11 protein-coding genes are annotated in these 14,130 nt (G+C 58.8%); 5 read left to right on the top strand and 6 right to left on the bottom strand.

Going from position 1 to position 14,130, the window contains the following annotated elements:
• Positions 1 to 62: 62 nt before the first annotated feature.
• Complete coding sequence (locus tag C1N60_RS01210) at positions 63 to 2,393, bottom strand: Tex family protein (protein WP_132466631.1); 2,331 nt, start codon at positions 2,391 to 2,393, stop codon at positions 63 to 65.
• A gap of 236 nt (positions 2,394 to 2,629) precedes the next feature.
• Between C1N60_RS01210 and C1N60_RS01215 the strand changes: the two genes are divergently transcribed.
• Positions 2,630 to 3,892: a hypothetical protein gene (locus tag C1N60_RS01215; protein ID WP_211724957.1), complete on the top strand. Its 1,263-nt coding sequence runs from the start codon at positions 2,630 to 2,632 to the stop codon at positions 3,890 to 3,892.
• Positions 3,893 to 3,945: 53 nt separating this feature from the next.
• Positions 3,946 to 4,452, top strand: coding sequence for a transcription elongation factor GreB (gene greB, locus C1N60_RS01220; protein WP_021507408.1), 507 nt, complete (start codon positions 3,946 to 3,948; stop codon positions 4,450 to 4,452).
• A gap of 102 nt (positions 4,453 to 4,554) precedes the next feature.
• On the opposite strand, the gene yjbE is transcribed toward greB, so the two are convergent.
• A complete protein-coding gene (gene yjbE / locus C1N60_RS01225) occupies positions 4,555 to 4,797 on the bottom strand; it encodes an exopolysaccharide production protein YjbE (protein ID WP_021507409.1) in 243 nt (80 codons plus the stop codon).
• A 510-nt stretch (positions 4,798 to 5,307) separates the two neighbouring features.
• Between yjbE and ompR the strand changes: the two genes are divergently transcribed.
• Positions 5,308 to 6,027 (top strand): osmolarity response regulator transcription factor OmpR, encoded by a 720-nt coding sequence (gene ompR / locus C1N60_RS01230; protein ID WP_001157751.1) that lies wholly within the window; start codon positions 5,308 to 5,310, stop codon positions 6,025 to 6,027.
• Entirely contained in the window at positions 6,024 to 7,382 is a 1,359-nt protein-coding gene (gene envZ / locus C1N60_RS01235) for a two-component system sensor histidine kinase EnvZ (RefSeq protein WP_031279686.1), read from the top strand. The genes ompR and envZ overlap by 4 nt, the downstream gene beginning before the upstream one ends.
• A gap of 133 nt (positions 7,383 to 7,515) precedes the next feature.
• Here the strand turns inward: envZ and pckA are convergent, their stop codons facing one another.
• The 4 genes from pckA to C1N60_RS01255 form a co-directional block, all read right to left on the bottom strand.
• A complete protein-coding gene (pckA, locus tag C1N60_RS01240; RefSeq protein ID WP_021507411.1) occupies positions 7,516 to 9,135 on the bottom strand; it encodes a phosphoenolpyruvate carboxykinase (ATP) in 1,620 nt (539 codons plus the stop codon).
• Positions 9,136 to 9,405: 270 nt separating this feature from the next.
• Positions 9,406 to 10,278 carry an Hsp33 family molecular chaperone HslO gene (hslO, locus tag C1N60_RS01245; protein WP_021507412.1) on the bottom strand — a complete coding sequence of 291 codons (873 nt, stop codon included), beginning with the start codon at positions 10,276 to 10,278 and terminating at the stop codon, positions 9,406 to 9,408.
• A gap of 25 nt (positions 10,279 to 10,303) precedes the next feature.
• Complete coding sequence (hslR, locus tag C1N60_RS01250) at positions 10,304 to 10,705, bottom strand: ribosome-associated heat shock protein Hsp15 (RefSeq protein WP_021507413.1); 402 nt, start codon at positions 10,703 to 10,705, stop codon at positions 10,304 to 10,306.
• A gap of 239 nt (positions 10,706 to 10,944) precedes the next feature.
• Positions 10,945 to 13,086, bottom strand: coding sequence for an intracellular growth attenuator family protein (locus C1N60_RS01255; protein WP_394521299.1), 2,142 nt, complete (start codon positions 13,084 to 13,086; stop codon positions 10,945 to 10,947).
• A 398-nt stretch (positions 13,087 to 13,484) separates the two neighbouring features.
• On the opposite strand from C1N60_RS01255, the gene nudE reads away from it, so the two are divergent.
• Entirely contained in the window at positions 13,485 to 14,051 is a 567-nt protein-coding gene (gene nudE, locus C1N60_RS01260) for an ADP compounds hydrolase NudE (protein ID WP_058774993.1), read from the top strand.
• Positions 14,052 to 14,130 lie beyond the last annotated feature (79 nt).

The raw sequence follows: 14,130 nt of genomic DNA on the forward strand, positions 1-14,130 counted from the left end.
ACACGGTTTTTTCAGCGTAGTCCGCCAGGACAATTTATCAACCTCCTGTACTCGCGCGCCGCTTAGCGTTTCTTCCCAAACGCGGCCGCCAGCGCATCGCCCATCGCACTGTTACCGACGCTGGCGCTGGCAGGTTTGCCGCGGCCTTTGGCACCGGCGGCCGGCCGCGCGGCCTCTTTGCCTGCGCCACGGTTGCCGCCGCTGCGCGCGTTGCTCTCACCCGGCTGCTCATCCAGACGCATGGTCAGCGCGATACGCTTACGCTGCAGATCGACTTCCATCACCTTCACTTTGACGATATCGCCGGCTTTCACCACCTGATGCGGATCGTCTACGAATTTGTCCGACAGCGAAGAGATGTGCACCAGGCCGTCCTGATGCACGCCGATATCGACGAACGCGCCGAAGTTGGTCACGTTGGTCACCGCACCTTCCAGCACCATGCCCGGCAGCAGGTCGTTGAGCGTCTCCACGCCTTCGGCAAACTGCGCGGTTTTGAACTCCGGACGCGGATCGCGGCCCGGTTTCTCCAGCTCTTTGATGATATCGGTGACGGTCGGCAGCCCGAAACGCTCATCGGTGAAGTCGCGCGCATTCAGGTCGCGCAGGCTACCCGGATTGCCCATCAGTTCATTCAGCGCCTGTTCCGTAGCGGCGAGAATGCGCTCTACCAGCGGATAGGCTTCCGGATGCACCGTTGAGGCATCCAGCGGATTATCGCCGTGGTTGATGCGCAGGAAGCCGGCGCACTGTTCAAAGGCTTTCGGCCCAAGGCGGCTCACCTTCAGCAGTTGCTGGCGGTTCTGGAAACGGCCGTTTTCGTCACGCCAGCTGACTATGTTCTGCGCCATCATGCGCGTCAGGCCGGCGACGCGCGTCAGCAGCGCCACCGAAGCGGTATTCAGATCGACGCCAACGGCGTTCACACAATCTTCCACCACCGCATCGAGTTTTTTCGCCAGCTGGCTCTGGCTGACATCGTGCTGATACTGGCCAACGCCAATCGATTTCGGGTCAATTTTGACCAGCTCTGCCAGCGGATCCTGCAGACGACGGGCGATAGACACCGCACCGCGCAGCGAAACGTCGAGATCGGGGAACTCCTGCGCCGCCAGTTCGGAAGCGGAATAGACCGATGCTCCGGCCTCACTGACAATCACTTTTTGCGCTTTGATTTGCGGGAACTGCTTCTGTACGTCGAGGAAGAAACGCTCGGTTTCACGTGAAGCGGTGCCGTTGCCGATCGCCACCAGTTCAACCTGATGTTTCGCGCACAGTGCCGCCACCGAGGTTGCGGCTTTGGCCGCCTGGCCGGTATGCGGATAGATGGTATCGGTCGCGACCAGCTTGCCGGTGGCATCGACCACCGCCACTTTGACCCCGGTGCGCAGGCCAGGATCGAGACCCATGGTGGCGCGCATGCCGGCGGGAGCCGCCATCAGCAGATCGTGCAGATTACGGGCAAACACGTTGATCGCTTCGTCTTCCGCCCGTTCGCGGATGGTGCCCATCAATTCGGTTTCGAGGTGCAGCAGGACCTTGATGCGCCAGGTCCAGCTGACCACGGCTTTGCGCCAGCTGTCGGCCGGTGCGTTGTTCAGGCGCAGGCCAAGGTGGTCGGCGATCAGCGTTTCACCGTAGCTTTCGCGCGGTGCTTCATCAAACTGCGGATCAGCGTTGAGCGACAGCTGTAAAATGCCTTCGTTACGGCCACGGAACATGGCCAGCGCGCGGTGCGACGGCACGCTGCTCAGCGCTTCGTGGTGATCGAAGTAGTCGCGGAATTTAGCGCCTTCTTCCTCTTTGCCTTCCACCACGCGCGCAACCAGATGGGCGTTCTTCCACAGGTATTCACGTACTTTCGCCAGCAGCGTGGCGTCTTCGGCGAAGCGCTCCATCAGGATATAGCGTGCGCCATCCAGCGCGGCACGCACATCGGCGACGCCTTTGTCCGCGTCGACATAACGCGCTGCCAGCTGCTCGGGGTCCTGAGACGCATCGTTCCACAGCGTCTCTGCCAGCGGTTCCAGCCCGGCTTCGATAGCGATCTGCCCGCGCGTGCGGCGCTTCTGCTTATAAGGCAGATAGAGATCTTCCAGCTCGGTTTTGTTCAGCGTGCCGTTGATGGCAGTGGCTAATTCCGGCGTCAGTTTGCCCTGGTCATCAATGGATTTCAGAATCGACTGGCGGCGTTCCTCCAGCTCACGCAGATAGCCGAGACGGCTCTCCAGCGTACGCAGCTGGGTATCATCCAGCCCGCCGGTCACTTCCTTACGGTAACGTGCGATAAACGGCACGGTGTTCCCTTCATCCAGCAAGCGAATGGCGGCGTCAACCTGGTCGGCGCGTGCCTTCAGCTCACCTGCGATAATCTGGCTCAGCGAATCTTTCATCATCAGTAACGGTCTTGCTTACACAGGGTTAGAAATAGGGGACAGTTATACGGACTGAGGCCGCAAATTGCCAGCCGCTGACCGGTGAATCCGTCTTTTTCTGAATGCAGCGCGCAACTCAGAGAAACTTAGCCACCTATGTGTTAAACCCCAGCGCAATGGCGTGCCGGTTGCTGCCAGGCTCGCCCCGCCTCTGCCCTATAATCCGTGGCAAACCACGGAAGGAGGGTGAAGCAATGATCAAATTACTGCTGCTGCTGGCCGGACGCGAGCTGCTGGTGCGTTATCGTCTGCTGATTTATGGCCTGGCGCTGTGCGGCGTGCTGCTGGCCGGCATGATCGTGGCGGACGTGCTGGTCGATGGGCATATCAATCTGTCGCTACAGGTGCTGGCACTCTTACTGTCGCTGTCGCTGCTGTTTAACCTGCTGAGCGGCGAGGTGTCGCTGCAGCGCTGGCTCAATCTGCTGTTTTCCCTGATTTTTGTCGGCACGCTGCTGGCCGGCGCGCTGTGGCACGGTGATGAAAGGCAACTGAAGAAACTGCTGCTGACGGTGATGGAAATCTGCCTGTTGTTTAACGGCCTGTTTCGCTGCCTGAGCGCGGCGCTGATTCAGCGCCAGCGCTGGGTGCGACATTTTATGCTGGGCTGCGGCGAGATGGTGCTCAGCGTGGTGCTGTTTTTCAATGACAACCTGCATACCTGCGTGTTGCTGGGCAGCTGGCTGGTACTGTTGCTGCTGTCGTTCAGCCTGACGGTGTGGCGCGTCTGGCGCCAGTGGCAGCGCCTGCCGGCGGGTCAGTCCGTTACGCTGCTGCCGTGGTTTTGTCGCGGCCATCGTCATATCGCGCGGCTCCGGCCGTGGCAGCAGGCCCGCTTTCCGCCGGTCGCCGCGGCATTTCCTCTCTGTGTCCACGTCTGGCAGGCGCAGTCTGAAGCCAGTCAACAGCCGAAGCGCTATGTGATTGACCGTTACATCGGCGTGATTAACGGTGAAGGGCACTTTTGTACCGGCCACGCGGCACTGAGCTTTGGCGAGCGCGGCTACATCAGCCTTTATCCGCAGCAGGAGATCGATCCGCAACCGCACGAGCTGCCGCGTCTGCTGCTGGCCGGACAGATTAACGATCGTCCCGGCCGTTTTCTCCCCTCGCTGGCGGCAGAGATTGCCGACTGGCGCAGCCCGGATTTAACCTTCAGTTTTCAGCACTACAACGGACAGGCGCTCGCCAGCTACTGGCAGGCCAACCGTGGTGACAGCCTGTATAATCTGACGGCAAAAAACTGTTCGACCACCGTGGTGGATGCGCTGGACGTGGCGTTTGAAGGCTATTACGGCCAGCGGCTGCAGCAGGTGTTTGCGCTGCTGCTGCAGCCGGCATTCTGGGGCGCCTGCGTGCTGCGCGAACGGGCAGAAATCATGACCTGGACACCCGGCCTGGTCGCCGATTATGTGCGCCTGATGAAAAAGACGCTGGGTGGCTGTCCGGGCAGGTAATGCTTTGTGATAGCCTCTGTGCAGTGAACAGGGCTGTAACCACGAGTGAAGCGATGAAAACCCAACTGATTACCCGCGAAGGCTATAACAAGCTGCGTGCTGAGCACGACCATCTGTGGAATGAGAAGCGGCCGGAAATCACCCGCATTGTCTCCTGGGCTGCCAGCCTGGGGGATCGCTCTGAAAACGCCGATTACACCTATAACAAGCGCCTGCTGCGCCAGATCGATCGCCGCGTGCGCTATCTGCGTAAATGCCTCGCCGAGCTGAAAATTGTTGATTATGCGCCGCAGCAGGAGGGCAAAGTGTTCTTCGGTGCCTGGGTGGAAGTGGAGAATGAGCAGGGCGACGTGAAGCGTTTTCGCATCGTCGGACCGGACGAGATCTATGGCGATACGGTGAAAGAGTACATCTCCATCGACTCGCCGATGGCGCGCGCGCTGATCAAAAAAGAGGTGGATGACGAGGTGACGGTAAACACGCCGGAAGGACAGAAGGTGTGGTTTGTGAACCGCATTGAGTACGTCACGGAAAGTGAGGAAAAAAGAGGCGGAGAGTAATGGCCTGGTGAAACAAGCCGGGGCGCAACTTATTCTCCGCTGGCGAAAGGGCTGGCAGTATAAGAGGGGGAAGCGCCGCAGCCTTGCCGCGCCAGATAAGCGTTATTTGCCCGGCGTGGTCGCCGTGGTCGTTGAGGTGCTGCTACCGCCGTGATCGCCGCCGCCCATGGTGGCCAGCGCGACGCCGAGCAGGGCTCCCACCGCACCGATGCCGATAGCATCGGAATTACCTTTGGCCGTGGTCGACGCCTGTGCGCCGGCGGCTTCGCCCGCTGGCGTAGCGGCCTGAACCTGTGTGAGGCTGGTGAGTACCAGAGCGCTCAGCAGAACAACGGTTTTTTTCATCTTTCTTCTCCACATGAACTCAGTAAGCAGGTACCGATGCAGTGTCGGAGATCATTTGCGCAGAGGAAAGGGGAGTTTACTGACTGATTTAAATCACTTTATTTAACGCTGGCCTTATTTTGCGCGCGCACTGGCACTGTTCCTAGCGCGGATACGCAGTCAGCGGTGAAAACGCGATATTTTATGCTACTGAGCGCGGCCGCTGGCTTATCCTGCAGGCGAAACTTAAGCCAAATGGCGCGCCCTGCCTGACGGCGGAAGCGGGACGGCCCGGCTGGACCACTCGCCGGCAGAAAACGGCGCTGATTTTCAGACAAGCGCTAAACGGCGTCAAAATCAGTCAGAAAAGCGCGAGCGGAGCCGCAGTTCGCGGTTAAAATTAAAGATAAGCTGCTGTTTAATATGCTTTGTAACAATTTCGGCTAGAATATAAACCATTAATGACTGTCACAGACAGGCATCTTTTTTACACAATATCGGCTCAGGCAATGGCGCCTTTGGGAGTTGAACATGCAAGAGAACTACAAAATTCTGGTCGTCGATGATGATATGCGTCTGCGCGCACTGCTCGAACGCTATCTCACCGAACAGGGCTTTCAGGTGCGCAGCGTCGCCAACGCCGAGCAGATGGATCGTCTGCTGACCCGCGAATCATTCCATTTAATGGTGCTGGATTTAATGCTGCCGGGCGAAGATGGCCTGTCAATTTGCCGTCGTCTGCGTAGCCAGAGTAACCCGATGCCGATCATTATGGTCACCGCGAAAGGTGAAGAGGTCGATCGTATCGTGGGGCTGGAAATCGGCGCCGATGACTACATTCCAAAACCGTTCAACCCGCGTGAGCTGCTGGCGCGAATTCGTGCCGTGCTGCGTCGTCAGGCCAATGAGCTGCCGGGCGCGCCGTCGCAGGAAGAAGCGGTCATCGCCTTCGGTAAGTTCAAACTTAACCTCGGCACGCGCGAAATGTTCCGTGAAGATGAGCCGATGCCGCTGACCAGCGGAGAGTTTGCCGTGCTGAAAGCGCTGGTGAGCCATCCGCGTGAGCCGCTGTCGCGCGATAAGCTGATGAACCTGGCGCGCGGGCGTGAGTACAGTGCGATGGAGCGTTCTATCGACGTGCAGATCTCTCGTCTGCGCCGCATGGTCGAAGAAGATCCGGCGCATCCGCGCTACATCCAGACCGTCTGGGGCCTTGGCTACGTGTTCGTTCCGGACGGCAGTAAAGCATGAGGCGATTGCGCTTCTCACCCCGCAGTTCGTTTGCCCGCACCCTGTTGTTGATCGTTACCTTGCTGTTCGTCAGCCTGGTAACGACCTACCTGGTGGTGCTCAATTTTGCCATTCTTCCCAGCCTGCAGCAGTTCAACAAAGTCCTCGCCTACGAAGTGCGTATGCTGATGACCGATCGGCTGCAGCTGGAAGATGGTACGCAGCTGGAAGTGCCGCCGGCCTTCCGGCGCGAAATTTATCGTGAACTGGGCATCTCGTTGTACACCAACGCGGCGGCGGAAGAGAGCGGGCTGCGCTGGGCGCAGCATTATGAATTCCTCAGTGAACAGATGGCGCAGCAGCTGGGCGGGCCGACCGACGTGCGGGTTGAGGTTAACAAAAACTCGCCGGTGGTCTGGCTGAAAACCTGGCTGTCGCCGGATATCTGGGTGCGCGTACCGCTGACCGAAATCCATCAGGGCGACTTCTCACCGCTGTTCCGCTATACCCTGGCGATTATGCTGCTGGCGATTGGCGGCGCCTGGCTGTTTATCCGTATACAAAACCGACCCTTAGTCGATCTCGAACACGCTGCGTTGCAGGTGGGGAAAGGCATTATTCCGCCACCGCTGCGCGAATACGGTGCTTCGGAAGTGCGTTCGGTGACGCGTGCCTTCAACCAGATGGCGGCGGGCGTGAAGCAGCTGGCCGATGACCGTACGCTGCTGATGGCCGGCGTCAGCCATGATTTACGCACGCCGCTGACGCGCATCCGTCTCGCCACCGAGATGATGGGCGAGGAAGATGGCTACCTGGCCGAGTCGATCAACAAAGATATCGAAGAGTGTAACGCCATCATCGAGCAGTTCATCGATTACCTGCGCACCGGGCAGGAGATGCAAACCGAGCGCGCCGATCTGAATAGCGTGCTGGGCGAAGTGGTGGCGGCGGAGAGCGGCTATGAGCGCGAGATTGAGAATGCGGTGATGGACGCGGAGCTGATGCTGGATATTAACCCGCTGTCGATTAAACGCGCGGTGGCGAATCTGGTGGTTAACGCGGCGCGCTACGGGAACGGCTGGATCAAGGTCAGCAGCGGTCAGGAATTGAATCGCGCGTGGTTCCAGGTGGAGGATGATGGTCCGGGCATTAAGCCGGATCAGTTACAGCATCTGTTCCAGCCGTTTGTACGCGGCGACAGCGCGCGCAGCACCAGCGGCACCGGCCTGGGCCTGGCGATTGTGCAGCGTATTATCGATGCGCATGACGGATCGCTGGAGATTGGCGACAGTGAACGCGGCGGATTACGTATCCGTGCGTGGTTACCGATTCCGGAAAACAGCGCCACGACGGCAGTAAGCAGTAACGTTAGTTAAATTTCCGCACCAACCGTCGCGGCGCAATCTATTGCGCATCCATCAGCGATATTACCGCTGCAGGCATACGCGATAAATCGCGCCGCGACGAAATGTGCCATCGCTAAGCCGCCGTTGTGGCGGCCAGGTTACCTCACAGCTGCGGGCCGGCCTGCACCAGCGCCTTACCGGCATCGTTATCGGTGTACTTCTCGAAATTGGTGATAAAGCGCTGCGCCAGCGCTTCGGCAGCCTGCTGCCAGGCGGCGGCGTCAGGCCAGCTGCGGCGCGGATCGAGAATGGCATCGTCCACCTGTGCCAGCGTGGTGGGCACCTGCAGATTGAACACCGGCAGCGTCACGGTCTCCGCTTCATCCAGCTCACCGGCCAGAATCGCGTTGATGATAGCGCGCGTGTCTTTCAGCGAAATGCGCTTGCCGCTGCCGTTCCAGCCGGTATTCACCAGATAGGCCTGCGCGCCGGACGCCTGCATACGTTTCACCAGCACATCCGAGTACTGCGTTGGATGCAGCGTCAGGAACGCCGCGCCAAAACAGGCGGAGAAGGTTGGGGTGGGCTGCGTCACACCGCGCTCGGTGCCAGCCAGCTTGGCGGTAAAGCCGGACAGGAAGTGGTACTGGGTTTGCTCCGGCGTCAGACGCGAAACCGGTGGCAGTACGCCAAAGGCATCGGCGGTCAGGAAGATGACCTTCTTCGCGTGGCCGGCTTTCGATACCGGCTGCACGATGTTTTCGATGTGCTCGATCGGGTAAGACACGCGGGTGTTTTCCGTCTTGCTGGCGTCGGCGTAATCGACCGTGCCGTCGGCGCGCACCACCACGTTCTCCAGCAGCGCATCGCGGCGAATCGCGCGGTAAATCTCCGGCTCGGCCTGCTCTGACAGATTGATGGTTTTGGCGTAGCAGCCGCCTTCGAAGTTAAAGACGCCGTCGTCGTCCCAGCCGTGCTCATCGTCGCCGATCAGCTGACGATCCGGATCGGTAGAGAGGGTGGTTTTACCGGTACCGGACAGGCCAAAGAACACCGCCACGTCGCCCGCTTTGCCGACGTTGGCCGAGCAGTGCATCGAGGCGATACCCTTCAGCGGCAACAGATAGTTCATGATGGCGAACAGGCCTTTTTTCATCTCGCCGCCGTACCAGGTACCGCCGATCAGCTGCATGCGTTCGGTCAGGTTAAAGGCGACAAAATTCTCGGAATGCAGCCCCTGCGCCTGCCAGTCCGGATTGGTGCACTGCGCTGCGTTCATCACCACGAAATCCGGCGTAAACTCAGCCAGTTCGGCCTCAGTCGGACGGATAAACATGTTTTTGACGAAATGCGCCTGCCACGCCACTTCCATCACGAAACGCACGCTGAGGCGGGTGTCCGGGTTGGCGCCGCAGAAGGCGTCAATCACAAACAGACGCTTGCCGGAAAGCTGTTGCGTGCAGCGATCTTTCAGCGCCTGCCAGGTTTCCTGTGACAGCGGCTGGTTGTCGTTCTTGCCGTTGCCAACATCGTTCCACCACAGCGTGTCACGCGTGGTGTCATCCCGCACGATGTATTTATCTTTCGGCGAACGTCCGGTGAAGATGCCGGTATCCACGGCAATGGCACCGCTCTGCGTCAGGGTGCCGCGCGCGTAACCTTCCAGCTCCGGGCGGGTTTCTTCCTGAAATAACGTGGCGTAATCAGGGTTGTACACCACCTCGGTGGTGCCGCTAATTCCGAGCGTTTCGAGGTCTTGCGATGTCAGGCCGTTAACGCGCATGTGACTGCTCCTTAAATCGGTACTTCATGGCATTTTTTATGAGGGTTTCTGCGTCCTGCTGCGCATAGCCGCACAGGGCAGATCGCGCGCAGTGTACACGTCTGAGCGAGGTGGAAAAGTGAAGAGAGTTAAAAATGCGAGCTGGAACGTGACAAGTAGAGAAATCTGCCACTTATGAAACTAAAGTTAGCGTAAATTAGTTAATTTCCGTGAAAAATCATAGCGCTACGCCGGCGGAAAATACGGGCGGCGTCACCGCCCGTTTGCTGATTAATGCAGTTGATCGCTATTGCCGGAGGGAGCGTTACGAATAGCAGCGATATCCACGGCGTCGTACACATAGTGCGTGCCGCAGTAGTCGCAGTGCATATCAATTTTGCCGTCTTCGACCAGAATCTCATCCACTTCCTCTGGCGGCAGCGTTTTCAGCACTTCACCGCAGCGTTCGCGCGAGCAGGTGCATTTAAAGCTGACCGGCGCCGGATCGTAAACCGTGGCTTCTTCCTGATGATAGAGACGCCACAGTACGTCAGTAGCGGGCAGCTCAATCAGCTCTTCGCTCTTCACGGTTTCGGTTAACGTGGCCAGATGGTTAAAGTCATCCAGGTTGGGCTCCTGCGCGGGCAGCACCTGCAGCAGAATACCGGCTGCGCCTTTCTCGCTGGTGCGAATGAACAGGCGGGTTGGCAGCTGCTCGGAACGCATGAAGTAATCTTCCAGACAGCCCGCCAGCGTATCGGCTTCCAGGCCGACCACGCCCTGATAGCGCTCGCCTTTCTCAGGCGAAATGGTGATCACCAGATAGCCGTTACCCACCATCTGCTTCAGGCTGCTGCCGGCGGCAATCTCCGCATCCTCTTTCAGCCGCGCCACGCCGCGCAGCTCCTGGCGGTTATTTCCGTTGATCACCGCCATGCTCAGCGGGCCATCGCCCTGCAGCTGCACGGTGATGTCGCCGTCAAATTTCAGCGTAGCGGTGAGCAGGCTGGTGGCGACCAGCAGTTCGCCCAGCAGGGTTTTGACCGGCTCGGCGTAGTCGTGGTTCTGCACGATGTCGCGCCAGGTTTGAGATGCGTTGACCAGCTCGCCGCGCACGGCGACGTTTTCAAACAGGTAACGATGCAGTTGATCTTGAACAGACATAAGGTTTCTCTCGTGGGGGCGCGAGTTATTCATCGCCCGACAATTTAAATTTCAGCAGATCGCGGCGCTCTTTTTTATCCGGGCGACGATCGGGATGCGGCATGGTCAGGGCATTCATTTTGCGCGCCAGCGCGTTCTTTTCGCGCTTTTCGATGCTGGCGGCCGTCTCCGCGTACATCTGCTGCGCTTCGCTGGCCGGACGCCGCTGGTCGCCGATGGCGGTGATGATCACCGTGCGCTCATCGTTGCCCTGACGCAGCGTCAGTTCGGCCTGCAGTTCGACCACTTTGCCCGGTTTGCTGCGCTGGCCGTTGTAATGCACTTTGCCGCCTTCAATCATGTCGCGAGCCAGCGCGCGGGTTTTATAGAAGCGCGCGGCCCACAGCCATTTATCAAGGCGGACGCCTTCACTGGTTTTCTCTTTCATTGCGGCTCCTGCTGTTACGCTGCGTCGCGCCGTGTGGCGATCGGTCGCACACGGTCGCATGACGCCGGAAAAATGGATCGGGCCGGTGCCGGATACCCAAAGGTATGGGTACAACGTGATAAATCAAGGGCGAGGTGCCGTTGCGGGCTGCCGATCCATCGCCAATCCCTTAAGCGTAATCGGCATTTTGTTTTCCGCCCTGAAAAACAGGGCGACAGGGTAGCACAGAAGGCGGAGGGTCAGAACAGCGAGCGCACGCTCTGCATAGTGCTGAGGTTGTGGTTAAAGCACTTGTCGTAATACTGCTGAATCTGCGCCATACGCAGGCGGTTGCGGTGGATGCGGCGCAGCGCCAGCAGGCCGTTGCTGACGGCGCTGACAATCAGCACCAGCATCAGCAGCGCGGTGCCCAGATAGCGCCACTGCGCCATGGCGTCGGGCTCGTTGTGCAGGGCGATATGGCGCGTGCCGTTGGCGTCGGTGGTAATGCTGGTAATGATACCGCTGGCGGCAAACGGCGTGTGCAGCAGCATGCCGGACAGGCGCTGCAGTTCGTGCCATTGTGAAGGGGCGTCGAGATCGAACAGCGCCACCGACGGCTGCGGCTGGTTCACCATCTGCCGGCCTTCATCGCTAATGATCAGGAATCCGCCCGGCGGCGGGCTGTTAAGGGTTTCCGCCGCGCGACGCGTCTCCCGCGAGAAGAAGGTCGAGGTGGCGGTGTTCACCAGATTCTCCAGCGCTTCGGCGCTAACCGGACGCAGCAGCACGTTCATGCCGTTGAGCTTGCCAGAATCCGCACGGTGAATCAGCGTATCCCAGTCTTTCGCATTACCGAGGTTGACCAGCGCATTTTTCAGGCGCACGCAGTCCTGCTGCTGGCTGCACAGCTGCTGGGTTTTCAGCACCAGGTCGGAGAAATCATCCAGCAGGATCATGCCTGATTTCTGAATCGCCGACGCCAGCTGCGGGTTAAGTTTCGGGTCGGTGTTGGTTTCCGGATGCAGCTGCTGCGTGGTGGTCTCCAGCAGCGCGGCGGCTTTATCGATGATGTCCGACTGCGGCAGCGGCAGCGGCGCAGCGTTGTTCCAGTAAATCGCCGAGCAGTCGAACGGCATCCAGGCGTAGCTGCGGTTGCTCTGGTAATTGCCCGGGACCGAACACATGCCGGTGCCGCTCACTTTCAGGCTATCGCCAATGTGCAGCGGCAGGGCAGTGAGTTTATCGACGCTGTTCACTTCCACGCTCTCAGTCCCTTTTAACCAGGCGAGGCTGAGTTTGATCGGCATGCTGAGCGGAATCCAGCTCACCAGCATCACCAGCACCAGCAGCGAACCGCACGCCAGCACCAGGTTTTTACGCCAGCGCTGTACCGGGAAGTTGCGGACTTCATCCTGCAGCGACAGGAAGCGCCCCTGGCGTACCACCTGACGATTCAGGTAGATATCCACATCTGTCACCTGGCCCAGGTCGTGCGCCACATAAGGCTGCCAGTGTGCCGGATAGATTAAGTCGATGATGCCGAGCGAAATGTTGCTCTGCTCCTGATTGGATTCGCCAAACAGGCCCCAGCGCTTCGGTGCGCCGCGCAGACAGTGCACATCGCGCAGCCCTTTTTCACCGGGGAATCGATACATAAACCACAGGCTGACAGCAACGATCGCGCCGGCGGGCAGCGCAATCCACAGCATCAGGCTGCCGGGCAGCACCAGACTGAGGAAAAACAGCAGGAAGGCGCAGCAAATGGCGCTCGCTTCACGCGTGCCGTCGGCGCGCGACAGCTGATACTCTTCCGGCGACTCTTTGCGCACCTGTAGCAGCTCGACGTTTTCGCTCTCCTCTTTACGAATCGAAGCGTTGGTCGACATCGGCCGCACCAGCGGTGGCAGCGCCGGTTGTTCCACCGCATAGTTCACCAGCGAGTGGCCGTTGAGCGAGATCACCAACGGCAGGGTCTGGGTACGGATCAGCTCGACGTAGTTTTCTTCAGCGATGTACTGCTCCCACAGCGGCGGCAGATGCACCTCGACTTCATCCAGGTAGTAGCGCCATTTGTGGGGATCGTCAGTGGAGAGGCCGTAACGGGTGATGGAGCGGGTAACGGGATAAACATTATTGCTCTGTGCGGTCAGCGCCAGCGCTTCGGGTTCCCGTGACGATCGGGTCGATCGCCCGCCGCTGTGCTGACGCGCTTTACCCAGCGACGCAATATACTTCTCAACGGCAGCGCGTTCTTCATCGGTGAGTTTACGGCAGGGCGGACTGATAAACGGCAGTGGTTTCGCCAACGGCGGACGATGCCGCATAGCGTACCAGTAGCCGATTCCGGCCACTAACGAACAGGCCAGCATGACAGCCAGAATGACGATAAGAGTGCTCATGCTTTGCTCAATCCAGCCAAAAAACTGCCGTCACGTTTACGATGTGCTCCCGGTAAAACCTGCAATACGAGTCAATTTTGGCGAGCAGAAGTCATTCTGACAAGAGGCAAATGAAACAAAATACCGCGCAAAATCATTGTATTATAAATTTGTTAGATTATTCCTTAACGGAATGGTACTCACAAGCCCCTCAATTAAACATCGGTATTATCCGAATTTGCTGCTACCCCGTTGACTTATTGTGAAAATCTTACTGTGCAGATAACAAGAAGTTGTTAGCGGCAGCGGGCAAATGTATGTCACCATGATTGAACCGCGCTGCGTGTCGCACAATGCTGCGGGCTTCGGTATGCTGACGTCATCGCGTTTCACAAGGCTGTGCTAAGTTTGAGGCTGATATGACCACTCCCCTGAAAAAACCTGACATCCTCAACGTGGAAGCGGTGGCCCGCTCCCGCCTGTTTACCATCGAAGCGGTTGATCTCGCCTTCAGCAACGGTGCGCGTCGCGTCTATGAGCGCATGAAGCCCTCCGATCGTGAAGCGGTGATGATTGTGCCGATCATTGGCGATGACGTGATCCTGATCCAGGAGTACGCCGTCGGACTGGAAACCTATGAGCTGGGCTTCCCGAAAGGTTTAATCGATCCGGGTGAAAGCGTTTTTGAAGCCGCCAACCGTGAGCTGAAAGAAGAAGTGGGCTTTGGCGCGCACCAGCTGGACGCGCTGGGCAAACTCACCATGGCGCCGTCCTATTTCTCCAGCAAGATGAATATCGTGGTAGCTGAAGGGTTGTACGAAGAGAAGCTGGAAGGGGATGAGCCGGAGCCGCTGATTGTACGCCGCTGGCCGCTCAGCAATCTGCTGGCGCTGCTGGAAGAGCCGGATTTTCGCGAGGCGCGTAACGTCAGCGCGCTGTTCATGGTGCGTGAGTGGCTGGTGAAGCAGGGGCGGTTGAGTTATTGAGGACACCTGGCGGCGCAATAAAAGGCGCGGAAAGTCGCACGGGGTAAAAACAAAAAGCCGGGGATTTCCCCCGGCTTTT

This window comes from Pantoea sp. SGAir0184, assembly GCF_043544755.1.